The organism is Micromonospora wenchangensis, from assembly GCF_002210435.1.
GTDB classification, from domain to species: Bacteria; Actinomycetota; Actinomycetes; order Mycobacteriales; family Micromonosporaceae; genus Micromonospora; species Micromonospora wenchangensis.
On record NZ_MZMV01000055.1, the window covers coordinates 21,850 to 45,490 of the forward strand.

21 protein-coding genes are annotated in these 23,641 nt (G+C 74.0%); 8 read left to right on the forward strand and 13 right to left on the reverse strand.

Going from position 1 to position 23,641, the window contains the following annotated elements:
* Nucleotides 1-143: 143 nt before the first annotated feature.
* From B5D80_RS25440 to B5D80_RS25450, 3 genes are read right to left on the reverse strand one after another with little or no spacing between them, the layout of a single operon-like run.
* Complete coding sequence (locus B5D80_RS25440) at nucleotides 144-809, reverse strand: response regulator (RefSeq protein WP_088646474.1); 666 nt, start codon at nucleotides 807-809, stop codon at nucleotides 144-146.
* Nucleotides 806-2,038 carry a sensor histidine kinase gene (locus tag B5D80_RS25445; protein WP_088646475.1) on the reverse strand — a complete coding sequence of 411 codons (1,233 nt, stop codon included), beginning with the start codon at nucleotides 2,036-2,038 and terminating at the stop codon, nucleotides 806-808. Before B5D80_RS25445 ends, B5D80_RS25440 begins: the two co-directional genes overlap by 4 nt.
* Before the next feature lie 57 nt (nucleotides 2,039-2,095).
* Nucleotides 2,096-2,776, reverse strand: coding sequence for a DUF305 domain-containing protein (locus B5D80_RS25450; RefSeq protein ID WP_088646476.1), 681 nt, complete (start codon nucleotides 2,774-2,776; stop codon nucleotides 2,096-2,098).
* A gap of 139 nt (nucleotides 2,777-2,915) precedes the next feature.
* On the opposite strand from B5D80_RS25450, the gene B5D80_RS25455 reads away from it, so the two are divergent.
* Complete coding sequence (locus B5D80_RS25455) at nucleotides 2,916-4,370, forward strand: LVIVD repeat-containing protein (protein WP_088646477.1); 1,455 nt, start codon at nucleotides 2,916-2,918, stop codon at nucleotides 4,368-4,370.
* Between the two features lie 66 nt (nucleotides 4,371-4,436).
* Here the strand turns inward: B5D80_RS25455 and B5D80_RS25460 are convergent, their stop codons facing one another.
* Nucleotides 4,437-5,471, reverse strand: coding sequence for a linear amide C-N hydrolase (locus tag B5D80_RS25460; protein WP_088646478.1), 1,035 nt, complete (start codon nucleotides 5,469-5,471; stop codon nucleotides 4,437-4,439).
* A gap of 151 nt (nucleotides 5,472-5,622) precedes the next feature.
* On the opposite strand from B5D80_RS25460, the gene B5D80_RS25465 reads away from it, so the two are divergent.
* The gene (locus tag B5D80_RS25465) at nucleotides 5,623-6,849 is read left to right on the forward strand and encodes an SLC13 family permease (RefSeq protein ID WP_245854976.1); all 1,227 of its coding nucleotides are present in this window, start codon (nucleotides 5,623-5,625) and stop codon (nucleotides 6,847-6,849) included.
* Nucleotides 6,850-6,890: 41 nt separating this feature from the next.
* Here the strand turns inward: B5D80_RS25465 and B5D80_RS25470 are convergent, their stop codons facing one another.
* From B5D80_RS25470 to B5D80_RS25480, 3 genes are all read right to left on the reverse strand, one after another.
* Complete coding sequence (locus tag B5D80_RS25470; RefSeq protein WP_088646480.1) at nucleotides 6,891-7,847, reverse strand: hypothetical protein; 957 nt, start codon at nucleotides 7,845-7,847, stop codon at nucleotides 6,891-6,893.
* 208 nt (nucleotides 7,848-8,055) lie between these two features.
* Nucleotides 8,056-10,314, reverse strand: a complete 2,259-nt coding sequence (locus B5D80_RS25475) for a glycoside hydrolase family 9 protein (protein ID WP_088646481.1) — start codon at nucleotides 10,312-10,314, stop codon at nucleotides 8,056-8,058.
* Nucleotides 10,315-10,428: 114 nt separating this feature from the next.
* Nucleotides 10,429-10,956, reverse strand: coding sequence for a 2'-5' RNA ligase family protein (locus tag B5D80_RS25480; RefSeq protein ID WP_088646482.1), 528 nt, complete (start codon nucleotides 10,954-10,956; stop codon nucleotides 10,429-10,431).
* 99 nt (nucleotides 10,957-11,055) lie between these two features.
* Here B5D80_RS25480 and B5D80_RS25485 point away from each other — a divergent pair, with 99 nt between their 5' ends.
* A complete protein-coding gene (locus tag B5D80_RS25485; protein ID WP_088646483.1) occupies nucleotides 11,056-12,774 on the forward strand; it encodes a DEAD/DEAH box helicase in 1,719 nt (572 codons plus the stop codon).
* A gap of 56 nt (nucleotides 12,775-12,830) precedes the next feature.
* On the opposite strand, the gene B5D80_RS25490 is transcribed toward B5D80_RS25485, so the two are convergent.
* Both B5D80_RS25490 and lon read right to left on the reverse strand, forming a co-directional pair.
* On the reverse strand, nucleotides 12,831-13,202 hold the full coding sequence (locus B5D80_RS25490) for a DoxX family protein (RefSeq protein WP_088646484.1): 372 nt from the start codon (nucleotides 13,200-13,202) through the stop codon (nucleotides 12,831-12,833).
* 127 nt (nucleotides 13,203-13,329) lie between these two features.
* Nucleotides 13,330-15,666: an endopeptidase La gene (gene lon / locus B5D80_RS25495; protein ID WP_088646485.1), complete on the reverse strand. Its 2,337-nt coding sequence runs from the start codon at nucleotides 15,664-15,666 to the stop codon at nucleotides 13,330-13,332.
* Between the two features lie 243 nt (nucleotides 15,667-15,909).
* On the opposite strand from lon, the gene B5D80_RS25500 reads away from it, so the two are divergent.
* Nucleotides 15,910-16,257, forward strand: coding sequence for a histone-like nucleoid-structuring protein Lsr2 (locus tag B5D80_RS25500; protein ID WP_088646496.1), 348 nt, complete (start codon nucleotides 15,910-15,912; stop codon nucleotides 16,255-16,257).
* Between the two features lie 199 nt (nucleotides 16,258-16,456).
* Here B5D80_RS25500 and B5D80_RS25505 read toward each other — a convergent pair whose 3' ends face one another.
* Nucleotides 16,457-17,749, reverse strand: coding sequence for a hypothetical protein (locus B5D80_RS25505; RefSeq protein ID WP_169733105.1), 1,293 nt, complete (start codon nucleotides 17,747-17,749; stop codon nucleotides 16,457-16,459).
* A 305-nt stretch (nucleotides 17,750-18,054) separates the two neighbouring features.
* On the reverse strand, nucleotides 18,055-18,927 hold the full coding sequence (locus B5D80_RS25515) for a hypothetical protein (protein WP_088646487.1): 873 nt from the start codon (nucleotides 18,925-18,927) through the stop codon (nucleotides 18,055-18,057).
* 142 nt (nucleotides 18,928-19,069) lie between these two features.
* Here B5D80_RS25515 and B5D80_RS34910 point away from each other — a divergent pair, with 142 nt between their 5' ends.
* Nucleotides 19,070-20,179 carry a DICT sensory domain-containing protein gene (locus tag B5D80_RS34910; protein ID WP_281253499.1) on the forward strand — a complete coding sequence of 370 codons (1,110 nt, stop codon included), beginning with the start codon at nucleotides 19,070-19,072 and terminating at the stop codon, nucleotides 20,177-20,179.
* A 19-nt stretch (nucleotides 20,180-20,198) separates the two neighbouring features.
* Entirely contained in the window at nucleotides 20,199-20,915 is a 717-nt protein-coding gene (locus B5D80_RS25525) for a helical backbone metal receptor (protein ID WP_088646488.1), read from the forward strand.
* Nucleotides 20,916-20,948: 33 nt separating this feature from the next.
* Here the strand turns inward: B5D80_RS25525 and B5D80_RS25530 are convergent, their stop codons facing one another.
* A complete protein-coding gene (locus tag B5D80_RS25530; RefSeq protein ID WP_088646489.1) occupies nucleotides 20,949-21,638 on the reverse strand; it encodes a CBS domain-containing protein in 690 nt (229 codons plus the stop codon).
* A gap of 226 nt (nucleotides 21,639-21,864) precedes the next feature.
* Here B5D80_RS25530 and B5D80_RS25535 point away from each other — a divergent pair, with 226 nt between their 5' ends.
* A complete protein-coding gene (locus B5D80_RS25535; protein WP_211291646.1) occupies nucleotides 21,865-22,431 on the forward strand; it encodes a DoxX family membrane protein in 567 nt (188 codons plus the stop codon).
* A 236-nt stretch (nucleotides 22,432-22,667) separates the two neighbouring features.
* Nucleotides 22,668-23,051, forward strand: coding sequence for an FKBP-type peptidyl-prolyl cis-trans isomerase (locus B5D80_RS25540; RefSeq protein WP_088646491.1), 384 nt, complete (start codon nucleotides 22,668-22,670; stop codon nucleotides 23,049-23,051).
* A gap of 98 nt (nucleotides 23,052-23,149) precedes the next feature.
* Here B5D80_RS25540 and B5D80_RS25545 read toward each other — a convergent pair whose 3' ends face one another.
* Nucleotides 23,150-23,518, reverse strand: a complete 369-nt coding sequence (locus B5D80_RS25545) for an STAS domain-containing protein (protein WP_088646492.1) — start codon at nucleotides 23,516-23,518, stop codon at nucleotides 23,150-23,152.
* Nucleotides 23,519-23,641 lie beyond the last annotated feature (123 nt).

The following is a 23,641-nucleotide window of genomic DNA, read 5'->3' on the forward strand; positions in this document are numbered from 1 at the left end:
GGGACTCCCGGTCGGCGGGGCAGTGGTCCCCTCCGACGCTAGGCAGCACCCCGGCGGCCCGCGTCCACCCGCACGCGCGACCCGGCTGCGCCACAGGTCGACCCCGACCGGGGTGACCCGTACGACCCAGGTCGTACCCGGGTTCAGCCGCCCGGGGTGACCAGGCCGCTCTCGTACGCCAGGACCACCACCTGGACCCGGTCGCGGAGCTGGAGCTTGGCCAGGATCCGCCCGACGTGGGTCTTCACGGTCGCCTCGGCGACGTGCACCCGGGCGGCGATCTCGGCGTTGGCCAGCCCCTGCGCGACGAGCAGCAGGATCTCCCGTTCCCGGTCGGTGAGCTGGGCCAGCCGCGGGTCCTGCGCGGGTGCCGGGCCGAGCCGGTCGGCGAACCGGTCGAGCAGCCGACGGGTGATCGACGGGGCGACCACCGAGTCTCCCTCGGCGACCACCCGGATGGCCGCCAGCAGTTCCTCCGGCGGCACGTTCTTGAGCAGGAACCCGCTGGCCCCGGCGCGCAGCGCGGCGAACGCGTCCGCCTCGGTGTCGAACGTGGTGAGCACCAGCACCCGGGGCCGGCCGTCGGTGGAGGCGGCGCAGATGCGGCGGGTCGCCTCGACCCCGTCCATGGTCGGCATCCGCAGGTCCATCACCACCACGTCGGCCTCGACCCCGGCCAGCACCCGCAGCGCGTCCGCCCCGTCGATCGCCTCGCCGACCACGGTCAGGTCGGGTTGGGAGTCGAGCACCATCCGGAAGCCGGCCCGGACCAGCGCCTGGTCGTCCACGATCACCACTCGTACGGTCATGCCGCGATCACCTCCGCCTCCGGGGTCGACGGTAGCGGCAGCCGTACCTCGACCTGCCACCCGCCACCGGTGCGGGGGCCGGCGGTGAGGCGGCCGTCGTACACGCCGACCCGCTCGCGCATCCCGACCAGGCCGTGCCCGCCGGAGGGGGCCGGTCGGGCCGGTGGCCGGCCGCGCCCGTCGTCGGTCACCTTGACCACCAGCCCGTCGTCGACGCCGAGCACGACCGTGGCGTGCGCGCCGACCCCGGCGTGCTTGAGGGTGTTGGTCAGGGCCTCCTGCACCACCCGGTAGACGGTCAGGTCGAGCCCGGGTGGCAGGGCGGCTGGCACGTCCCCGGCCCGGTACCCGACCCGCAGGCCGGCGTCGCGGAACCGGCCCACCAGGGCGGGCAGTTCGGCGACGGTGGCGCGGCGGCGTTCCGGTTCGGCACCGGCGGTGTCCGCGCCGGGGCCGGTCGTCGTCTCCGGCGGCTCGGGCTCGCGCAGCACGTCGACGAGCCGGCGCATCTCCTCCAGGGCCTGCCGGCCGGTGTCGGCCACCACCTTGACCGCGTGCCGGGCGGTGTCCGGGTCCCGGTCGAACATCAGCCGGGCCCCGTCGGCCTGGACGATCATCACCGCCATGCTGTGTGCCACCACGTCGTGCAGCTCGCGGGCGATCCGGGCGCGTTCCCCGACCACCGCGGCGCGCGCCTCGGCCTCCCGTTCCCGTTCCAGGGTGGCGGCCCGCTCCTCGAGGCTGAGCACGTAGAGACGACGGGTGCGGACGTTCAGCGCGGCCAGCCACACCCCGCCGGTGATCAGGCCGAAGTAGATCGCCGGGCCCCACCAGGCGACGGCGGTCCGGGCCTGCGAGGCGGCCAGCAGCACCCCGACGGCGGCGACGGCACCGGCCAGCACGCCGTCGCGCAGCCGGTCGGCGTACTTGACCACGCTGTAGAGGGCGATGAGCACGGCGATGTCGTAGGCCAGCGGCCCCCAGCCCGCGACCACCTGGACCAACGCCAGTGCGGCGACGACCGCCGCGACCAGTGAGGGGTGGCCGCGCCGGAACAGCAGGGCCACCGCCATGCCCAGGCCGACCAGCGCGGACGGCCAGCCACCTGGTTGGGCCGACAGGCCGGGCTGGGCCGCCGCCGTGACCAGGGTGAAGAGCACCACCAAGAGGCTGACGCAGACGTCGAAGGCGACGCCGCGCAACGGGCGACCGAAGAGGGTACGGCTCACGGTGACCGAGCGTAGTGCCCCGCGCGGGGTGGTGGCGGGCCCGTCTGCCGACCGGGTTCAGACCAGCGCGCGGAGCCGGGCGATCTCGACGGTCTGTTCGGTCGCCACCGCGTTGGCGAACTCGTTGAGCTGCTGGTCGGCACCGGCGGAGAGGAGCTGGGTGGCCATGGTCACCGCGCCGGTGTGGTGGGCGGTCATGAGCTGGACGAAGAGCCGGTCGAAGGCGGCCCCCCGGGCGGCGTCGAGCTGCCGGAGCGCCTCGGGGGACTGCATGCCCGGCATCCGGCCGTGGTCGTGGCCGGGTTCGTCGGCGGCCAGGCCCCGGGCGTCGAGCCAGCCGCGCAGCAGGCCGAGTTCCGGCCCCTGGGTGCCCCTGATCCGGGCGGCGATCGCCTTGACCTGGGCGCTGGCGGCCCGGTCGGGGGCCAGCTCGGCCATCTGGAGGGCCTGTTGGTGGTGCGGGATCATCATCCGGACGAACCAGACGTCGGGGGTGTTGTACCGGGGCGTGCCGGGGGCGCGGACCTCCTGCGCGGGCCGGGTCGCGGCGGGCTCCCCGGGCCGGCCGGGCACGATCACCCCGGGGGCGTCGGGCGGGCCGGTCGTGGTCGGCGTCGTCGTGGGGGCGGACGCCGTCGGGGTCGACGGCCGGTCGGGGCGCAGGGCCAGCCCGACCGGCACCGCGACGGCGGCGGCGACTGTGACGGCGAGCAGGATGCGCCCACGTCGGCCGGTCATGCGACTCCCCCTCCGGTCGAGGTCGCCGCGATCGTATCCATTCACTGCCACCGATAGATGTGATGCTTATCACATCAACTCTCATCACTGACCGGTAAGGTGTCTGATACGCATCGTCCCCTTTCGAAGGGTTCCGCCGATGATCAGGTTTCCCCTGCCCCGACCACGGCAGTTGAAGATCGTCAGCGTGGTCGCCGCCGGCCTGCTGGTGGCGAGCGTCGCCACCAGCCCGGCGGGCGTCGCCGCACCGGCCACCGCGACCCAGGGCGGGACGCCGGCGGCCCCCGGCCTCGCCGTCGACGAGATCTCCAGCAGCCCCAACCTGCGTCAGGTCGCCAACCTGCCCAAGCAGGCGCCGTTCGACACCACCAGCGCGCTCGGCACCGACATGGCCTTCCAGGGCCGGTACGCCTTCGTCGGCAACTACAACGGCTTCGTCGTCTACGACATCGCCCGGCCCAGCGCCCCGACGATCGTGTCGCAGGTGCTCTGCCCCGGCTCGCAGAACGACATCTCGGTCTACGGCGACCTGCTCTTCCTCTCCACCGACTCGTCCCGCACCGACGACTCGTGCGCCAGCGCGACCCAGCCGGCGACGGTGAAGGAGTCCTGGGAGGGCATCAAGGTCTTCGACATCAGCGACAAGGCCAACCCGCGCTACATCAAGTCGGTGGAGACCGCCTGCGGCTCGCACACCCACACCCTCGTCCCCGGCAAGGACCGCAGGACGGTCTACCTGTACGTGTCGTCGTACAGCCCACGGGCCGACTTCCCCGACTGCCAACCGCCGCACGACTCGATCTCGATCGTCAAGGTCCCGGTGCACAAGCCCACCGAGGCGGCCGTGGTGGCCACCCCGAACCTCTTCCCCGACGGCGGCTACGAGGGCATCCCCGGGCAGACCTCGGCCACCACCGGATGCCACGACATCACCGCCTACCCGGCCAAGGACCTGGCCGCCGGCGCCTGCATGGGTGACGGCATCCTGCTGGACATCCGCAACCGGGAGGCGCCCCGGGTGATCAACCGGGTGCGGGACACGGTCAACTTCGCGTTCTGGCACTCGGCGACGTTCAACAACGCCGGAACCAAGGTGGTGTTCACCGACGAACTCGGCGGCGGCGGCGCGGCCACCTGCAACGAGATCGTCGGGCCGAACCGGGGCGCGGACGCCGTCTACGACATCACCGGCCGGGGCGACGCCCGGACGATGGTCTTCCGCAGCTACTACAAGATCCCCCGGACCAACGCCGACACCGAGAACTGCGTGGCCCACAACGGCTCGCTGATCCCGGTGATCGGCAAGGACGTCATGGTGCAGGCCTGGTACCAGGGCGGGGTCTCGGTCTGGGACTTCACCGACTCGACCCGGCCGAAGGAGATCGGCTTCTGGGAGCGGGGGCCGCTGTCGGACACCCAGCTCACCACCGGCGGCGCCTGGTCGACGTACTACTACAACGGGCACATCTACTCCAGCGACATCCAGAAGGGCCTGGACGTGCTGAAGCTCAACGACTGGCGGACCTGGACGGCCGACCTGGTCCGGGTGCCCGAGTTGAACGCGCAGACCCAGGCCGGCTACCTGAGCTGGTAGCCCCCGACCGGCGACGGCCCGGCCCCCCATGCGCGTGGGGGGCCGGGCCGTCCGTCGTGCGCGGGGTCAGCGGATCGGCAGCCGGTAGCGGCGCTCCTGCCCCCCACCGGCCACGGTGACCAGCCGGACCTCGCCGTCACGCAGCCCGTACGTCACCGACCAGCGGGTGTGGCCCTGCCGGACCTGACCCAGCAGCCGCAGCGCCGCCGTCGGGTCGACCCGGCCGTCGGCCGCGTCCAGCGCCGCCGCGAGGACGCCGTAGCGGTGGTCCCGGCGACGCTGCTGCTCGGGTACGTCGACCACCGGCACGTTGGTCAGCGCCTGCCACCGCCCCTGGGCCCGCTGCACCCGCATCGTCCCGTCGACGAACTCGACCACCGCCGACCGGCCGCCCGCGTCGGCGAGCAGGTAGTGCAGCGGCGGCCCGCCGTCGAAGTCGAGGTTGTGCCTGCCGAACATCGCCACCGCCTCGTCCACCGTGGCCGCCCGGTCCAGCACCAGCCGCAGGATGCGCACCGACCCGACCGTGGGCCGGCCCGGCACCGGCTTCGCCGTCGCGGTGTCGTCGGCGGCCAGGCCGACGGCCAGCCCCCGCTCGTTCATCCCGTCGAAGGGCAGCAGCGGCGCGTCGAGCAGCCGACGGTCCCCGGTCGGGTCCGGACCCACCCCCAGGTAGGACAGGTCGACCAGGGAGACCGAGGCGTACCCCTCGGGGGGATCGGTGCGCAGCACCATCGCCGGGTTGGCGTCCCAGTCGAAGTTGCGGGCGAACAGCGGCCGGGCCGGGTCGCCGGAGGCGGCGAACAGGGAGCAGCCGAACGGTCCGGTGTCCGGCCGGGCGTCGGTGCCCACCGTCGGGTCGTAGCCACCGACGTAGGTCATCTCGTAGAGCGGCAGGTCGTCGACCTTGCGCAGGCTGTCCAGCGTACGCCGGGCCTGCTCCGGGTCCTGCCGGGAGGCGAGCGGCGGGCTCGCGGACGCCGACGCCGGGCCGGTGCGGGTCGACTCCGTCGGGGTGGCCCGATCCGTCGGGGTGGCCTGGGCACAGCCGGTGGCGACGAGCGACAGGGCCAGTCCGGCCCCCAGCAGCATCCTGCGCATATCTCCTGAACGCTAGGGCAGCCGTGCCGGGATGTCCACCGTGGCCGTACCCGCGGACGTCGATGTCGGGCCGGCCGGTACGGGGTGGCCGGGCGGGCGGTTACGGCCATCCGGCGTCGGAGCCGGGCCGGCTGTGCGAGGATCGTGCGCCGTGACACCTGCCGGCGGGACACCGCCCGTACCGACCGAGCGGCCCCGTAGGCCGCGGCTGCACCCGCTGGACCGGGTGGCGATCGGGCTGGCCCTGCTGGGTCTCGGCGCGGTGGTCACCGGCCTGCTCCCCCGGGCCGACGCCGGGGCGACCCTGCACCGCATCCTGCCGCTGTTGCTCTTCCTCGGCGCGGTGGTGGTGCTCGCCGAACTGACCGCCGTCGCCGGGGTGTTCGACGTGCTGGCCACCCGGCTGGCGATCACCGCCCGGGGCAGCTTCGCCGGGCTGTTCCTGCTCTGCGTCGGGTTCGCCTCGCTCACCACCGTCGCCCTCAACCTGGACACCACCGCGGTCCTGCTCACCCCGGTGATGATCGCGCTGGCCCGCAAGCTGGGCGTCGCCCCGGGGCCGCTGGCGATGACCACCGTCTGGCTGGCCAACACCGCCAGCCTGCTGCTACCCGTGTCGAACCTGACCAACCTGCTCGCCGCCGACCGGATCGCGCTGGCCCCGGCGGCGTACGCGGCCCGGATGGCGTTGCCGCAGCTCGCGGCGATCGGGGTGACCATGGCGGGGTTGTGGCTGTGGTACTGGCGGCGGGGCCGGCGCGACGTCGACCGGTTCACCCCTCCCCCACCGCACCGGCCGGCCGACCGGCTGCTGTTCGGTACGGCGGTCGCCGGGTGCCTGCTGCTCGTCGCCGGCATCCTGGCCGGGGTGGAGATCGGCGTGGCCGCCGCCGTCGCCGCCGGGCTGGTGGTGGCCGGCTTCGCGGTCCGGTCCCGGCGGACCCTGCGCCCGGCGCTGCTGCCCTGGCGGCTGCTGGTCTTCGTGACCGGCCTGTTCCTGGTGGTGCAGACCCTCGGCCGGCACGGGCTGGACGACCTGGTGTCCGTGCTGCTCGGGGACGCCGGCGGCACGGCGGGGGCGCTGCGCGCCGGGGGCACCGGGGCGCTGCTGGCCAACCTGGTCAACAACCTGCCCGCCTACCTGGCCGGCGAGGCGGTGCTCCCACCCGGTGACGAAACCCGGCTGCTGGCGCTGCTGATCGGCACCAACGTGGGCCCGCTGGCGGTGCCGTGGGCGTCCCTGGCGACCCTGCTGTGGTACGAGCGGTGCCGGGCCGCCGGGGTGACCGTGCCGTTGCGCCGGTTCGTGGCGACCAGCGCCGTGGTCGCGGTGCTCGGCACCCTCGCCGCGGTGCTCGCCCTGCTGGTCGTCGGCTGACCCGGCGGCACGGGTCCCCACCCGCGCGGCACGGTCGGCGCTCAGATCCCCATCTCGGCCTCGTACGCCGAGCGCAGCCGGGCGCGGGCGGCCGGGGCGAGACAGACGTGCCAGGCGGGCCCCTCGTCGATGACGTTCAGTTCACCGGCGGCCTGCCGGGCCAGCAGGATCTCGGCCAGCACGTCCCGCGCGCCGAACCGGGCGTACCAGGCCAGTTCCACGTCCACCGCCCAGCCGAGGCAGTGGCCGCTGGGCAGCATGGCCGGCTGGCCGAGCCGGCGCAGCCGGTACTGGTGTTCGGTGCTGTGGGCCAGGCTGGTCACCCACAGCGGCGGGGTGCCGGGCGGGGCGGACCGGGCGAACTCCCGGGCCAGGTCGTTGAGGAGCGCGACGACCTCCCGGCGGGTCCGGCGGAACGGCACCCCGGCGGTGGGCGGGGCGGCCTCGGGCAGCAGCCGGCCCCGGACGGCGCGCATCCCCCGGGCCAGGACGCCGGCCGGCTGTTCCCGGTAGCGGAAGCCGAGCAGACCACGGCGACGCAGCCATTCCAGGTCGATCAGGTCGGGGTGCGTGTCGACCTGATCGTCGGTCGCCAGGACCGTCGTGTCCCGCCACCACATCAGGTCGATGCGGGACAGCAGGTAGATCCGGACCAGGGCGGTCAGGTCGGGGCCCGGGGCGGGCCGGTCGGGCTGGTGGCGGGCCAGTTCCAGCAGCAGGGTCTCCCGGGCGCCCAGCACCCCCTGCCCGGTGGCGTCGAGCACGTCGGCGATCGCCGGCTCGCGCAGCCGCTGGTCGAGCAGCACCTGACGGGCGGCGGTGCCGGCGGTCCCGGCGAGCGCGTCCACCTCGACCAGCAGCTCGGCGACCGCCTGCCGGTAGGCGTCGAGGTCGGGGGCGGCCCGCCGGACGGGACGGGTCGGGGCGGGCGTCCGCCGGGCCGGGGCGGGCGGGGTGACGCCGGGCTGGGGGCCGGGGCTTCGGCTGGGCACGCGCATGGTCGGTCCTCTCCCGGTACGACACGGTGCGGATGAACCTGAGGGCACCGTAACCGTGGTGAACCGGTGGAGACCGAGCATTCCTCCCACGACCCCCGAAGGGCGACACGCGGCCGCCGGTGCCGCCCGGTCCCGCACCGGCCGGGCCGGTACGGGACCGCGACCGGGCCACCCGTCGACGCGCGACGGGTGGCCCGGTGCGGGTGGGTCAGCGCAGGGTGCAGGCCGTCCCGTTCACCGCGAACCCGGTCGGGGTCGCGTTGGTGCCGCTGTAGGTGGCGTTGAAGCCGAGGTTGACCGAGCCGTTCGGCGGGACCGCGCCGTTGTAGCTCTCGTTGGTCACCGTGACCTCGCTGCCGCTCTGGCTGAACCGGCCCGACCAGCCCTGGCTGATCTGCTGGTCGCCGGTGAACCGGAAGGTCAACCGCCACGACGACCAGGCCGCCGCGCTGGTGTTGGCCAGCGTGACGCTGCCGGTGAAGCCGGTGCTCCAGCTGTTCGCCGAGTACGTCACCGCGCACCCGCCGGCCGGCGGCGGCGTGGTCGTCGGCGGCGGAGGCGTGGTGGTCGGCGGCGGCAGGGTCGGCGTCGGGGTGGTCGTCGGCGTGGTGGTCGGCGTCACCGTCGGGGTCGGCGTCGGGTCCGGGCCGCTGCCGGCGCCGGCCTGCTCGGCCGCCCAGTGCACCAGCCAGGCGAACGCCGAGTTCCAGTTGATCGCCACCTCGTTGACCGAGTACGCCCCGATGTCGTCGATGAAGCACTTCTGCGGCTTGCAGCCACCGAGCTGGGCCTGCACGACCGGGTCCTGCAACTCGCTGTTCGGGCCGCCGGACAGCGAGCCGGGCGGCGCGGTGGGCAGCGAGCCGTCGTTCTGGTTGGCCCAGAACCGGTGGTGCAGGTTACGCACCGGCTTGTCGCCGTACCCGGCCACGTAGGACTGGTTGAGCGGGTTACGGCCGAGCAGGTAGTCGTAGGCGGCGAAGGCCCCGTTGCGGTACTTCGTCGTGCGGGTCAGGTCGTAGGCCAGGGCCAGCACGTTGGCGTTGTTGGCGACCGCGCCGTTGGAACCCCAGTAGTACGTGCCGTTGCCGCTGCCCGGGGCCGGGTAGCCCTGGTTGGCGATCTGGGCGAGCATCCGGTCGGCGAAGCCGACGATCGCCGAGCGGATCGCGCTCACGTCGCCGCTGGGCAGGCCGGTCGGCACCAGCACCAGGGTGGTGTCGCCCAGCCCGGCCGTCCAGCTCCAGTCGTACGCGCCCCGGGTGAAGCCCGCGCCGCGGGCGTGCGGGGAACCGCTCAGGTCGTTGCGGTAGCCGGTCGCGCCGGTGGTGGCGTACAGCTCGGCTGCCGCCCAGTAGAACTCGTCGCTGACGGTGTTGTCCTCGTACGCGCCGCCGCCGGTGTTGTCGGTGGCGGGGGCGAGCCGGTTCGGGTTGGCCTTCGCCGCGGCGTACGCCTTCTCGGCGGCGGCCAGGGCCCGGGAGGCGAAGGCGGCGTCGAACGGCTTCCACAGCCGCGACGCCTGGGCGGCCACCGCCGCCATGTTGAGGGTGGCGGCGGTGCTCACCGGGGAGAGCAGCCGGGGCTCGCTGTCCAGCTCGGGACGGGTGGGCAGGGCGGTCCAGTTCTGGTCGTGGATCTTGTGGTGGACCATGCCGGCGTTGGTCCGGCCGTCCGGCACCTGCATCTTGAGCAGGAACTCCAACTCCCAGCGGGCCTCGTCGAGCACGTCCGGCACCCCGTTGGACCGCTCGGGGATGGCCAGCGTGCCGTCGGCGACGGCGGACTTGTCCGCCCCGTTCACGTACAGCGTGCGCTCGTAGATGTTCTGCAGCTGCCAGGTGGCCAGGCCGCCGTTGACCACGTACTTGCCCTGGTCACCGGCGTCGTACCAGCCGCCGCGCACGTCCAGGGTGTAACCGCAGGAGGTGCGGCACGGCACGTTGTTGTCCCCCCGGTTGGGGGCGACGTTGACGTGCCCGGCCGGGCGGGCGTAGCGGGACCCGACGTACTGGGCGTCGATCGGGGTGCCGCTGCGCTGGTGGTAGAAGAACGCCAGCGAGTCGCCGCGCAGCCGGCGTACCGGGTCGGCGGAGATGTCGAACGGGTAGCTGTTGCTCCCGCCGACCGACAGCACGTAGCCGGTGCCCGGGGTGTCGTAGGCGGAGAAGTCCGCGATGTGCACCGGGTCGCCGGAGAGCGCGTCGGTGCCCCGTACCGTGGTCTGCCCGGAGGCGACCGTGGCGCCGCCGGCGTTGCGCAGCGTCCAGCCGAGCGGGGAGTTCGCGGAGTTCACGACGGTGGCCTGCTTGGGCAGTCCCGGCACGTAGGCGACCTGGTTGACCTTGACCGGTGAGCCGGGGTCGGGAGCGGCGGAGGCGAGCTGCGGCACGGCCGCGAGCCCGCCGAGGGCGAGCAGGGCGGCAGCCGCGAGCGCGACCGGACGCCGTCGGACATGGTGGGGCATGGGGCCTCTTCCGGTGGGGATGGCAGTGACCATCCGACCGGGCCGGCGCAGCACTGACCCGCCGGGCGGTCGGTGGACCGTCGACGGGAGCGCTCCGCCCACCATAGAACAGCATCAGTCTCCGGGGAAGCCACCACCCAGCGGGTGGACCGCCCGGGTCTCGCCGTCGTAACTGCGTGCCGCCACGAACCGGCCCTCCGGCCGGTCGCCACCGACCAGCGCGCGGGCCCGCCGCCGGTCGTGGTCGCGGAAGCGCAGCGCGAGGCTCAGGTGCGGGACCCAGCGGCCCGGGGCGTGCCAGGCCCGCTGCCCCTGCGCGCCGTCGAGCGCCGACCAGACAGCCCGGTGCAGGGCGGTCAGCTCCGCCGTGGGCCGGACCAACCAGACCAGCGGCGCGCTGCCGTCGAGCACCGTCACCCGCTCCAGCCGGACCGGCAGGGGCAGCGCGGCGTCGAAGAGCCCGGCGAGCCGGTCGACCGCGCCGGGCGGGAACGCCTCGACGGCGGCCAGCGTCAGGTGCGGCCGGTTCGTCGGGTGGCCGTGCCGGGCCAGGCTGGGCAGCCCCGCCCCGGCCAGCCGGTCCCACGCGGCCCGCACCGTCCGCTCCAGCGCCGGGCAGCAGAGCAGTTCCACCGTACGCACGCCGGTCAGGCTAACCGGCGGACGGCTCCGGCTGTGCCGGTCGGCACGGTGGGGCCGGTCGGCGGCGCGGCCCGACGGGGATGATGGAAAACTTTGCCCATGAGTTCCGCACCTACACCGACCGACCTCTCCGCGCCCGACGACTCCGACGGCGTACCCGCCTTCGTCGATCTCGGGCTGCGCGCCGAGCTGCTGGGCGCCCTCGCCGCGCTCGGCTACGAGGAGCCGACCCCGATCCAGCGGGAGGCGATCCCCCTGCTGCTGTCGGGACGGGACCTGCTCGGGCAGGCGGCCACCGGTACGGGCAAGACCGCCGCGTTCGCCCTGCCCCTGTTGCAGCGGATGCCGCAGGACCGTCAGGGCGGCGACCCGGTGTCGCTGGTGCTGGTGCCCACCCGGGAACTGGCCGTGCAGGTCTCCGAGGCGTTCCACAGGTACGGCAAGGACCTGGGCGCCCGGGTGCTGCCGATCTACGGTGGCCAGCCGATCGGCCGCCAGCTACGCGCCCTGGACCTGGGCGTGGACGTGGTGGTGGCGACCCCGGGCCGGGCGCTGGACCACATCGCCCGGGGCACCCTGCGGCTGGGTTCGCTGGCCACGGTGGTGCTGGACGAGGCCGACGAAATGCTCGACATGGGCTTCGCCGAGGACATCGAGGCGATCCTGGAGCACGCCCCCGCGCAGCGCCAGACGGTGCTCTTCTCGGCCACCATGCCGGCCCGGATCGACGGGCTGGCCCGCCAGCACCTGACCGACCCGGAGCGCATCCAGATCGGGCGGGAGCAGCCGGTTGCCGGCGAGACCCCCCGGGTACGGCAGAGCGCCTACATCGTCACCCGGGCGCACAAGCCGGCGCTGCTGGGCCGGGTGCTGGACGTGGAGTCCCCGACGGCGGCGATCGTCTTCTGCCGCAGCCGGGAGGAGGTCGACCGGCTCACCGAGACGATGAACGGGCGGGGCTACCGGGCCGAGGCGCTGCACGGCGGGATGAGCCAGGAGCAGCGGGACCGGGTGATGGGGCGGCTGCGCGCCGGCACCGCCGACCTGCTGGTGGCCACCGACGTGGCGGCCCGGGGGCTGGACGTCGAGCAGCTCACCCACGTCGTCAACTACGACGTGCCGTCCGCACCGGAGTCGTACGTGCACCGCATCGGCCGGGTGGGCCGGGCCGGCCGGGAGGGGGTGGCGATCACCCTGGCCGAGCCCCGGGAGCACCGGATGCTCAAGACCATCGAGCGGGTCACCGGCCAGCGGATCACCATCGACAAGATCCCGACGGTGGCCGACCTGCGCACCCGGCGGCTGGCGCTGACCCAGGCGGCGCTGCGGGAGAGCCTGCTGGAGGACGACCTGGACCCGTTCCGGGTGATCGTCGAGTCGCTGTCGGACGAGTTCGACCTGATGGAGGTGGCGCTGGCGGCGGTCAAGCTGGCCCACGAGGCGGCCCTGCCGGGCTCCGACGACGAGGAGGAGATCCCGCAGGTGTCGGTCCGTCCGCCCCGGGAGCCCCGGGCCGGGTTCGACGGCCGGGGTGGGGAGCGGCGTGGCGGTGGCCGGCCCCGCACGGGCGGCACCGCGCAGGTCTTCATCGGCCTGGGCCGCCGGGCCGGGGTCCGCCCGCAGGACCTGGTCGGCGCGATCACCGGGGAGACCCGGGTGAGTGGCCGGGACATCGGCTCGATCGAGATCGCCGACCGGTTCTCGCTGGTGGAGGTGCCGCAGGGCGTCGCCGACGAGGTGATCGCCGGGCTGCGCAACAGCACCATCAAGGGCCGCAAGGCGACCGTACGGCGCGACCGCGGCGTCGACGGGCGCTGACCCGTACGCGACACCGGCCCGCCTCCCCGTGCGGGGTGCGGGCCGGTCGCGGCGACTCAGAGCGGGTACGGCCCGAACCGGCCCCAGGCGACGATCGCCGCCAGGACCAGCAGCACCGCGGTCGTCGCGGCGCCCGGGTACTCCTTGGCCCGGACGTGCACGACGACCGCGCCGGCCATCACGATGACCAGCCCGACGGCGGCCAGCGGAGTGAGCACCGTGGCGATGCCGGTGAGGCCGGGCAGGATCAGCCCCAGCGCGGCCAGCAGCTCGGCCGTGCCGAGCGCCTTGACCTGGAGGGGCGCGACGTCGCGCACCCACCCCATCCGGTCGATCAGCTTCTCCTTGGGTTGGGTGAGCTTGGTCAGTCCCGCGCCGGCGAAGAGCGCGGCGAGCAGGATCTGCAGGATCCAGAGGAACACGTTCACGGGTGGTCGCCTCCGAGGGGTGCCACCGGACGGTGGCGGATGCGGGAAACGGGAGGGGTTCAGATTACGGGGCCGGACCGGCCCCCGACGCCGGGTGGGACGTCGGGGGCCGTGCGGTGGATTCCGGTCAGGCGGCGCCGACCGGGCGACCGCCGAGCGTGTCCGCGTCGATCTCGGCGGGGCGCAACGCCAGGGCGAGCACGTCGGCCACGTCGGCCAGGGTGTGCACGGTCAGCGCCGCGCGCACCTCGGCGGGCAGGTCGTCGAGGTCCGGCTCGTTGCGGGCCGGGATGATCACCTCGGTCAGGCCGGCCCGGTGCGCGGCGAGCAGCTTCTGCTTCACCCCGCCGATGGGCAGCACCCGCCCGGACAGCGTCACCTCTCCGGTCATCCCGAACTCGGGCCGTACCGGCCGGCCGGTCACCAGCGAAGCCAGCGCGGTGACCATGGTGATGCCGGCGCTCGGGCCGTCCTTGGGCACCGCACCCGCCGGCACGTGCAGGTGGATGCGGCGTCCGGCCAGGACGTTGGGGTCGAGGCCGTACCGCCGCCCGTTGGCGCGCAGGTAGGACAGCGCGATGTGGGCGGACTCCTTCATCACGTCACCGAGCTGCCCGGTGAGGGTCAGCCCCGGCTCACCGTCCATGCTGGTGGCCTCGATGAACAGCACGTCGCCGCCGGCACCGGTGACGGCCAGGCCGGTGGCCACGCCGGGCACCGCCGTCCGCTCGGCCGATTCCGGGGTGAACTTCGGCCGGCCCAGGTAGCGGGCCAGGGTGCCGGTGTCGACCCGGACCGGCGCCGGGTCGGTGGCCAGGGCCACGGCGACCTTGCGCAGGATCTTCGCCAGGGCCCGTTCGAGCTGCCGGACGCCCGCCTCCCGGGTGTGCTCACCGGCGATCAGCGCCAGCACCTCGTCGGTGACGGTCACCTCGTCGGCGGTCAGGCCGGCCCGCTGGAGCTGCCGGGGCAGCAGGTGGTCGCGGGCGATGGCGACCTTCTCGTCCTCGGTGTACCCGTCCAGGGTGACCAGTTCCATCCGGTCCAGCAGCGGGCCGGGGACGGTCTCCACCACGTTGGCGGTGGCCAGGAAGAGCACGTCGGACAGGTCGAGGTCGACTTCGAGGTAGTGGTCGCGGAAGGTGTGGTTCTGGGCCGGGTCGAGCACCTCCAGCAGGGCGGCGGCCGGGTCCCCGGCGTATCCGACGGCGAGCTTGTCGACCTCGTCGAGGAGCACCACCGGGTTCATCGAGCCGGCCTCGCGCAGCGCGCGGACGATCCGGCCGGGCAGCGCGCCGACGTAGGTGCGCCGGTGGCCGCGGATCTCGGCCTCGTCGCGGACGCCGCCGAGGGAGACCCGGACGAAGTTGCGGCCCAGCGCCCGGGCCACCGACTCGCCGAGGCTGGTCTTGCCGACACCGGGCGGGCCGGCGAGGGCCAGCACCGCGCCGGAGCCGCGTCCACCGACCACCCCGAGGTTGCGCTCGGCGCGCCGGTTGCGCACCGCGAGGTACTCCAGGATGCGGTCCTTGACGTCGGCCAGGCCGGCGTGGTCGGCGTCGAGCACCGCCCGCGCCGCCGTCAGGTCGGTGTTGTCCTCGGTACGCGTGCTCCACGGCATCTCCAGCACCGTGTCCAGCCAGGTCCTGATCCAGCCCGCCTCGGGTGAGGCGTCGCTGGCCCGCTCCAGCTTGCCGACCTCGCGCAGCGCCGCCTCGCGGACCTTGTCCGGCAGGTCGGCGGACTCCACCCGGGAGCGGTAGTCGGCGGAGCCGTCCGGCTCGTCCTCGCCGAGTTCCTTGCGGATCGCGGCGAGCTGCTGGCGGAGCAGGAACTCCCGCTGGGACTTCTCCAGCCCCTCCCGGACGTCGCTGTTGATCTGCTCGGTGACCTCCTGCTCGGCCAGGTGGTCCTTCACCCAGCCGACGAGCAGTTCCAGCCGGGCGGTGACGTCCGGTGCGGCGAGCAGTTCGGTCTTCTGCGCCAGGGTGAGCCACGGCGCGTAGCCGGCCGCGTCGGCGAGTTCGGACAGGTCGGTCATCCGCTCCATCGCGTCGATGACCTGCCAGGCGCCCCGCTGCTGGAGCACGGAGGTCATCAGGGCGCGGTACTCGCGGGCCAGGTCGCGGGCGCGGCCGGCGGGGGCGGGTTCGTCGAGCCGGGTGGCCTCCACCCACAGGGCCGCGCCGGGTCCGGGGACGCCGGAACCGATCCGGGCGCGGGCCAGGCCGCGCACCACGGCGGCGGGTTCACCGTCGGGAAGGCGGCCCACCTTCTCGATGGTGGCGATCGTGCCGACGGGGCCGTACTCGCCGTCGATGCGGGGGACGGCGAGCAGGGTCTTGTCGCCGCTGGCCCGCGCGGCGTCGACGGCGGCCTGGGTGGTCGGGTCGAGGGTCACCGGGATGACCATGCCGGGCAGCAGGACGACGTCGGTCAGGGGAAGTACCGGGAGGGTTGCCATCGAACACCTGCCATCACTTGAGGTTGAGCGTGTCTCACTCAAGTCACAAACCGTGCCCTGTGTTCCGCGGTGTGACTCAGGACACATCCCAGCCGCACCGCCACCGTCGGCCAGCATTGGCCGCACCCGGATTTCCCAGGATTGGCGCGACCCGCCAAATGAAAGGGAGGCATATTGTTGCGGATTTGCCGTCAGATACGTCAAACTCTTAGCACACCCCGATCACCACAGGGAGTAATGGCGATGGCAAGGAAAGTAATCACCGTTTTGACCGACGACCTCGACGGCGGAAAGGCCGATCGGACCGTCGAGTTCAGCCTGGATGGGGCGGCGTACACCATCGACCTCTCCGACGAGAACGCGGGGGTGCTGCGCAAGGCGCTCGACGCCTACATCACCGCTGGCCGTCGAATGGGCCGAGGTGCCGTCGAGGCCGGTCGCCCGGCCCGCCGCCCAACGCGGCCCGGCGTCTCGGGAATGGATCGCGAGCAGAACCGCGCCATCCGGGAATGGGCGACCAAGAACGGACACGAAATCTCCGAGCGCGGGCGCATCCCGGTCTCGGTCGTGGAGGCGTGGAAGAACCGCTGACGACGGGCCGGACCACGAACGGACACGCCGGGGTCACGCTGGGATATCAGCGTGACCCCGGCGTTTTTGCCGTGTCCACGATTTCCACCCGGCGACCCCGCACCGAAAACATCTGCCGGTAGGCTGCCCACCCGCCGGGCACGGAACTGCGGGCCACCCCGGAGGTTCCCGGGATGGCCCGCAGTCGTCGCCGGTCGGGTCAGTTGACCCGGATGCGCACCACGTCGAAGGCGGGGGTCTGGTTGGCCCGCTCCATCATCGGCACCCGGTGCGAGCCGTCGCCGGCCCAGACCGCGCACTGCGCCGTACCCGACTGCGGCAGGCCCGGGATCTGGATGGTCACGTCGTCGGCCTGGTTGCCGCCCTTGCCGTCCTCGGTGGCGACGAAGAACGCCGGCACGTCCTGCGGGTTCGAGGGCGCCTGGTTGGTGTTCTGGAGCATCCGGCAGGCGGTGTGGAAGTGACCACGGGTCAGCCCCTGGCCGTTGAGCACCGAACTCTCCAGGTAGTAACCGCCCTGGCCGGCCGCCAGGAACCGGTCACGCACCAGGTTGCGGGTGGAGACCTTCAGGGTGAAGGCCTGGTTGCGCCGGACCTGGTTGGGGAACTGGGTGATCAGCAGCGACGGGTTGTTGGCCGCCGCGCCCACCTCGCCGAACGCGGTGCTGACGCACCGGTTGCCGTTCTGGAAGCCGTCGTGCGCCTGCAACCGGCTGTTGGCGCAGTCCTTCGCCAGCACGCCCAGGGCGTTGCCGTTGTTGCCGTTGTTGCCGCCGTTGTTGTTCTGGCCGCCGTTGTTGCCGTTCTGGCCACCGTTGTTGTTGCCGTTCTGGCCACCGTTGTTGCCGTTCTGACCACCGTTGTTGCCGCCGTTGTTGGCCGCCACCTGGCAACCGGCGAGCTGCTCCAGGCCCTGCGGACGCTGGGCGAAGCGACCGATCGCGGTGGCTATCCGGTTCAGCGCCGAGCGCCGCTTGTCGGCCAGCGGGCCGAGGATGGCGTTGTCGATGAACGCCTGCCCGTTGCGACCCTCGGCCGCCAACCGCTTGTTGGCGTCGTCGATCTGGGTCCTGAGCAGGGCGAGTTCCTTGTCCACCTCGGCCTTGGCCTGGGCCGGGATCTGCGGCAGCCGGGGGGTGACCTCCGGGCAGGCCACCGTCGAGGCGAGGGTGGTCACCGGCGCGTTGCCGGCCTTGACGGCCTGGCACTCGGCGACGGACATCTGCCCGTCACCCCAGTGGTTACGGACCCACCTGCCGTTCTGCCACGTCTGGGTGGTGCTGCCACGCCCGCTCGGCGAGGTGGCACCGGGGCTCGGTGCGACGCAGGCCGACGAGACGTTGCGGGTCTGCTGCCTCGGCTTGTCCCCGGCCGAGGAGATCTGGGTGACGGCGGCGATACCGCCGAAGACGACGAGCGCACCGACCGCCGCCAGCAGCCGCTTGCTCCGCGCGTTACCGGATGACCGGCGTGCCCCTGTGGACCTGCGCATCGAATTGCTCTCCTTCTCGATCCGGTACCTGACTCGCGCCCCCGACGAGGAGACCCTTTCCGGGTCGGTCACCCCCGCCGGAGACACTGCGACGTTCCGGTCGCACGTCGATGGCCGACGATGCCTTTCCGCACCGTCCGCCGCGTCGGGTGGCGCGGCTGGGAAGATCCTGTCCATTCCCGCTTAGGTACGGGCGGGCATCGGCGAAGGTTCAACGCGGATCGAGGAATCCCGGACCGTTTTCCGGCCGGGCCGCGATGTCACCAACCGTCGCCGGAAAATGACGGCGGGTCGTCCGGCGGCGGTCAGTCCACGCAGAGGTGATCGAACGCGAACGGGGCGGCCAACTCGTCACGCCGGTCCCGCAGGGCGCGGATCTGCCGGCGCAGCTCGTCCCGATCGAGCAGGGCCGGTTCCCCGTCCTCCACCCCGGCCAACCGGTCGCCCACCGCCACCGCCGCGAGATCCTCGGCCAGCCGGCCCGGGTCCACCCCGCAGCGCAGCCGCGCCTCGTGCACCGTGACCCGCTCCACCAGGCACCGGCCGGGACGCACCTCGACCCAGCTCCACCCCTCGGCCGTCCCGTCGCGCCACAGCACGTGCAACCCCCGCACGATCGGATCGCTGAGCCGCCGCGACACGTACGCCTCGACGGCCGCCACCCGGGACAACGCGCCGAGGTCGTTGACCGGCCCGGTACGCCCGTCCGGCAGCCGGCCGACGATGTCCCGGAAGCCCACCGGGGCGTCGTCCGACCCGTCCGGGGCGGCCCCGGCGGCGTAGGCGCGCGCGTCGATGACGTACGTGACGATGCGCCGGCCGTGCCCGGCGGCCCGCAGCGTCGGCGAGCCGATCCGCAGCACCGGCAGGCCCACGGCGGCGCACACAGCGGCGGCCATCCGCCCGGCCCGCTGCCCGGCCGACCCCGGGGGCGCGGTCGGGCCGACGGTCAGGGCGAACAGCGGCACACCGGTGTCGGCCGCGCAGACGACGTGGTCGAACTCCTCGCGCAGGGCGGAACTCCACTGGTGCCCGGTGACCCCGGCCGGCCGGCGCGTCACCAGGTCACCGAGCCGACGGGCGGCGTACACGGCCTGGCCGGCCCGGACGAACAGCGGCGCGGCACCGGACGGGACCGGCCGCAGCCGGGCATCGTCGTCGGTGGCGGTACGCGTCATCGTCGGGTCGGTCCGTCCGTGGCAGGCGAGGGTGACCGGCCGAGTCTAGGACGTCGACCGCGGTCACCGCCCCGCCGGTTCGGGCGAGGGACGCCGCACCAGGCGGTTGGTGCGCCCCGGGCCCGATCTCTACGCTCACGGGGTGCTGCACGACGGACCGGCCCCGGAACTGTTGACCAAGCGGAGTCTCGTCACGGTCTCCCACGCCATCGAGCGGTCGGCGCTGGCCACCGCCGAGGACGGCCCGCTGGTGGTGATCGCCCTGTTCCAGCGGATGCCGTACTTCCTGCGGGAGCGGGAACGCTACGCCCGGATCGCGGCGGGCGCGGCGGTCACCGTCGTCGGGCTGGTCGGGCAGACACCGCCGGAGCTGCCCGCCGGGGCGTACCCGGTGACGCTCGACGACACCGAGGAGCTGGCCCGGGAGTGGAGCGTGGTGGCGTTGACCCCCCGGTTCGGGGCGAGCCTGGTGGCCCGGGACCGTCGGGAGGCGGTGCCGGCCGACACGTTGGAGCAGGGGCGGCTCTTCGCCGGCCGCTGGGGGTTCCGCCGCGACGAGGCGCTGCACGAGGTGATCCGGCTGCGCACCCAGCTCGGCGACCGGCTCCCCCCGGCCGCGCTGACCGCGATCGACCAGGTGCTGCACCGGGTCCGCGACCTGCCGGCGACGCCCGGGGAGAGCCGGGCCGAGGCGGCGTTGCGGCTGATGGCCGACCGGGCCGAGCGCGCCCACCGCAGCGGACCGGGCCGGCACGCCGAGCCGGTGGACGGCCCGCCGGGGCTGGTGGACGAGCCGACGCTGCGCCGCTGGACCGGGATGGACGGGGTGACCGCCGCCGGCACCCTGCCGGTGGCCCTGATCGGCGTGCGCGTCGGGGAGCCGGCCGGCGCCCCGGAACGGTTCGGGCGACGCAGCGCCGCCCGCGAGGCGCAGGCCGTGATCGCCGCGCTGACCGCCCCGCTGCGCCCGGTCGACCGGGCCGTCCGCCTCACCCCCGACGAGTACCTGCTGGTGCTGCCGGCGTTGACCCGGGACGAGGCGTTGGCGGTGGCCGGTCAGGTGCACGACTGCGTGGCCGGGTTGGCCCGGTCGTACCCGTTCGTGTCCTTCGCGGTGCACACGGCGGTCACCGTGACCGACCGGCGGCCGTTGCCGGTGGCCGAGGTGCGGCACGCCGTCGAGTGGGCGGCCCGGGAGGGCGTCCCGGTGGCCACGGTGGCCCGGGAGACCGTCGCCAGCGCCGCCCACTGAGGACGGGAGGGACGACGACGTGCGGGTGGTCTCGTTGGTGCCGTCGCTGACCGAGGCGGTGGCGGTGACCGTGCCGGAGCTGCTGGTCGGCGCGACCGACTGGTGTGTGCACCCGGCGGGGTTGGACGTGGCCCGGGTCGGCGGCAGCAAGTATCCCGACCTGGACCGGGTCCGGGCGCTGCGGCCGGACCTGGTGCTGCTCAACGTGGAGGAGAACCGCCGCGCCGACGCGGACGCGCTCACCGCGGCCGGGGTGCCGGTGCTGGTCACCTATCCCCGGACCGTGCCGCAGGCCCTCGACGAGCTGGCCGGGGTGCTCGCCGCGCTGGGGGTGACCGGGGAGCCGGGCTGGCTGCGCGACGCCCGCCGGGCCTGGGCCGCGACCACTGACGCGGGCACCGCCCGGCGGGCCGTGGTGCCGGTGTGGCGGCGGCCGTGGGTGGTGCTCGGCGGGGACACCTTCGCCGGGGACGTGCTGCGTCGGCTCGGCGTGGTCAACGTGTACGACGACGACCCGGACCGTTATCCGCGTCCCGACCTCGACGCGCTGCGGGCCCGCCGGCCCGACCTGGTGGTCCTCCCCGACGAGCCGTACGCGTTCACCGCCGACGACGGGCCGGACGCCTTTCCCGGCGTCCCCTGTGCGCTGGTCTCCGGCCGCCACCTCACCTGGTACGGCCCGTCGCTGGCCGAGGCACCTGCCCTGCTCGCCGCCCAGCTCGCCACCCCGGTCTGACCGCCGGGGCGGACGGTCAGACCGGGACGGCGCTCAGGCCACCGGGGTGACCCCCCGCTCGCTCAGGCCGGCGTCGTCCACGTCGTACCCGATGGTGCTGGTGACCTGGACCACCCCGCTGACCTGACCGGCGAGTTTCTCCGCCAGCTCGGCGGCGGTCCGCCGGTCCAGCCGGCCGTCCAACCGCACCGCGCCGTCGCGGACCTGCACGGTGACCAGCCCGTCCCGCACGGCCAGCACCCGGCGCAGCACCTCCTGCACCACGTCCTCGCGGATCTCGGCGTCGGTGCGCAGGTGCACCCGCAGCAGGTCGCTGCGGGTGACGATGCCGACCAGCCGGCCCAGGTCGTCCAGGACGGGCAGCCGCTTGACCGCCTCCCGGTCCATCAGCCGGGCCGCCGCCGGCAGCGACGCCCCCGGGAAGGTCGTGACGGCCGGCGAAGTCATCAGGTCCTTCGCCAGCAGCGCCCCGGCCTTCTCCCGGGACAACCGACGCCGCCGCCCGGTGAACACCCGACGTTCCTCCTGTGCCCCGGAGTGCTCCACCTTGTGCAGCAGGTCCGCCTCGGACACCACCCCCAGCACCCGACGGAAGTCGTCCACCACCGGCACCGCGCTGACGCCCCGGCGGATCAGGATGTCGACGATCACCCGGTACGGGGTCTCCTCCCCCACCGTGGCGACCTCCCGGGTCATCACGTCGTCCACCTGCCACGTCCTCATCACGACCTCCTCGCCCGGTTCTCCCGTCCGACGCTAGGGCCGCGCCGACCGGCCGGGGCAGGGGCGGGTGGACCGGTCACCCCGAGGCCGAAGGTCCCGTCCGGACGCCCGTACCAGGGGACTTAGGTCCCGGCCCGGCACGGACCGGTCGGCCCTGCCGGAACCGCGCCGACCGGCGTGGAATGTAACTGCCACCGGGAAGTGCGGTGCCAGGCAGAGAAGGGACGTGGAGACCATGACCGCGACGATCGAGCGGAACACCACCGCCAGGACCATCGCACCGGTGGCCGGAACCGAGACCACCCGCCAGCGGGCCGCCCGGTACGTCTGGGCCGGAACCCGGTTGGCCCTCGGCTGGATCTTCCTCTGGGCGTTCCTGGACAAGCTGTTCGGCCTCGGCCACGAGACCGCGGCGAAGAACGCCTGGATCAACGGCGGCAGCCCGACCAAGGGGTTCCTCGCCTTCGGCGCGAAGGGTCCGTTCCAGGGGATCTACCAGGACATCGCCGGGGCGGCCTGGGCCGACTGGCTGTTCATGATCGGTCTGGCCGGGATCGGGGTGGCCCTGCTGCTCGGCATCGGGATGCGGATCGCCGCCGTCGCCGGTGGCCTGCTCATGGTGCTGATGTGGACCGCCGTCCTGCCTCCCGAGAACAACCCCTTCATGGACGACCACCTGATCTACGCCGCGGTGCTGGCCGGCCTCGCCCTGGTCGGCGCGGGGAACACCCTCGGCCTCGGCCGGGTCTGGGCCACCCTCCCGCTGGTCCGCCGGTTCGGCTGGCTCAGGTGACCGGTCCCACCCGCCCGGGTGGTCGACCGACCGGCAGGGGCGCCACCGCCACGGTGGCGCCCCTGCCGCGTCTGCGTCCGGCCCCGCGCGGGCGGGATGCATGTACGGCGGCTCCGGCGGATCGGGTCCCGCGACGCGCGGGGCCCGGTCGGCGGGGCCCGCGGCGGCCGGGGTGCCGCGATCGGGCAGGATCGACACCGTCCGGACGATCGGGTGACGACAGAGGAGAACAGCAGATGAACACGCCCCAGGCAGGCAAGCCGGAGATCGGCCCGATCGAGGGTGCGGCCCCGGCCGACCTGGTGATCGAGGACATCACCGTCGGGGAGGGCCCGGAGGCGCGTCCCGGCCAGCTCGCCAACGTGCACTACGTGGGGGTGTCCCACTCCACCGGCCGTGAGTTCGACGCGTCCTGGAACCGGGGCGAGGCGTTCGAGTTCCCGCTCGGCGGCGGTCAGGTCATCGCCGGCTGGGACCAGGGCGTGGTGGGGATGAAGGTCGGCGGTCGCCGTCGGCTCACCATCCCGCCGCACCTGGGCTACGGCAGCCGGGGCGCGGGCGGCGTGATCAAGCCGAACGAGACCCTGGTCTTCGTCGTCGACCTGCTCGGCGTGCGCTGACGTCGGTCGGGGTCGCCGGCACCGCGTCGGCGGCCCCACCGCCCGGCCCCGGTCGCCGGGCCGCCGGTGCTTCTGTCCCCGTCGTCGTCGGCCGGCGGTCAGGCGCAGGCGGCCAGCGGGCGCGACGCGGCCCCGACCGGGGCGTCGCCGTGCCGGACGGCGATGACGCGGTGCAGGCCGCCGACCCGCAGCACCCGGGCGACCACCGGATCGGGGTCGACCACCACCAGCTCACCGCCCCGGGCCCGGACCCTCAGGTGGGCGGCGACCAGCGCCCGCACCCCGGCGGCGGAGAGCACCTGGACCCCGGAGAGGTCGAGCCGGAGCAGCGGGCGGGCCGGTGCGGCCCAGAGGGCGGCCCGGAACGCGCCCACGGTGGCGATGTCGATCTCACCGACCGCGCGCACCTCGACCACGTCGTCGGCCACCCGCAGCCGCACGTGGAACCGGTCCTCTGCCTGCGTCATGCCCCGAATCTAGCCCCCACCTCTGACGTTTCCGCCCTGCCCAGGGCGGGTTTCGGGGTAGTCCCAGGGTCGCCCCGGAGCCGACCCCGAGTCCTTCTCAGGGTGGAGTCGCACCGGCGACGA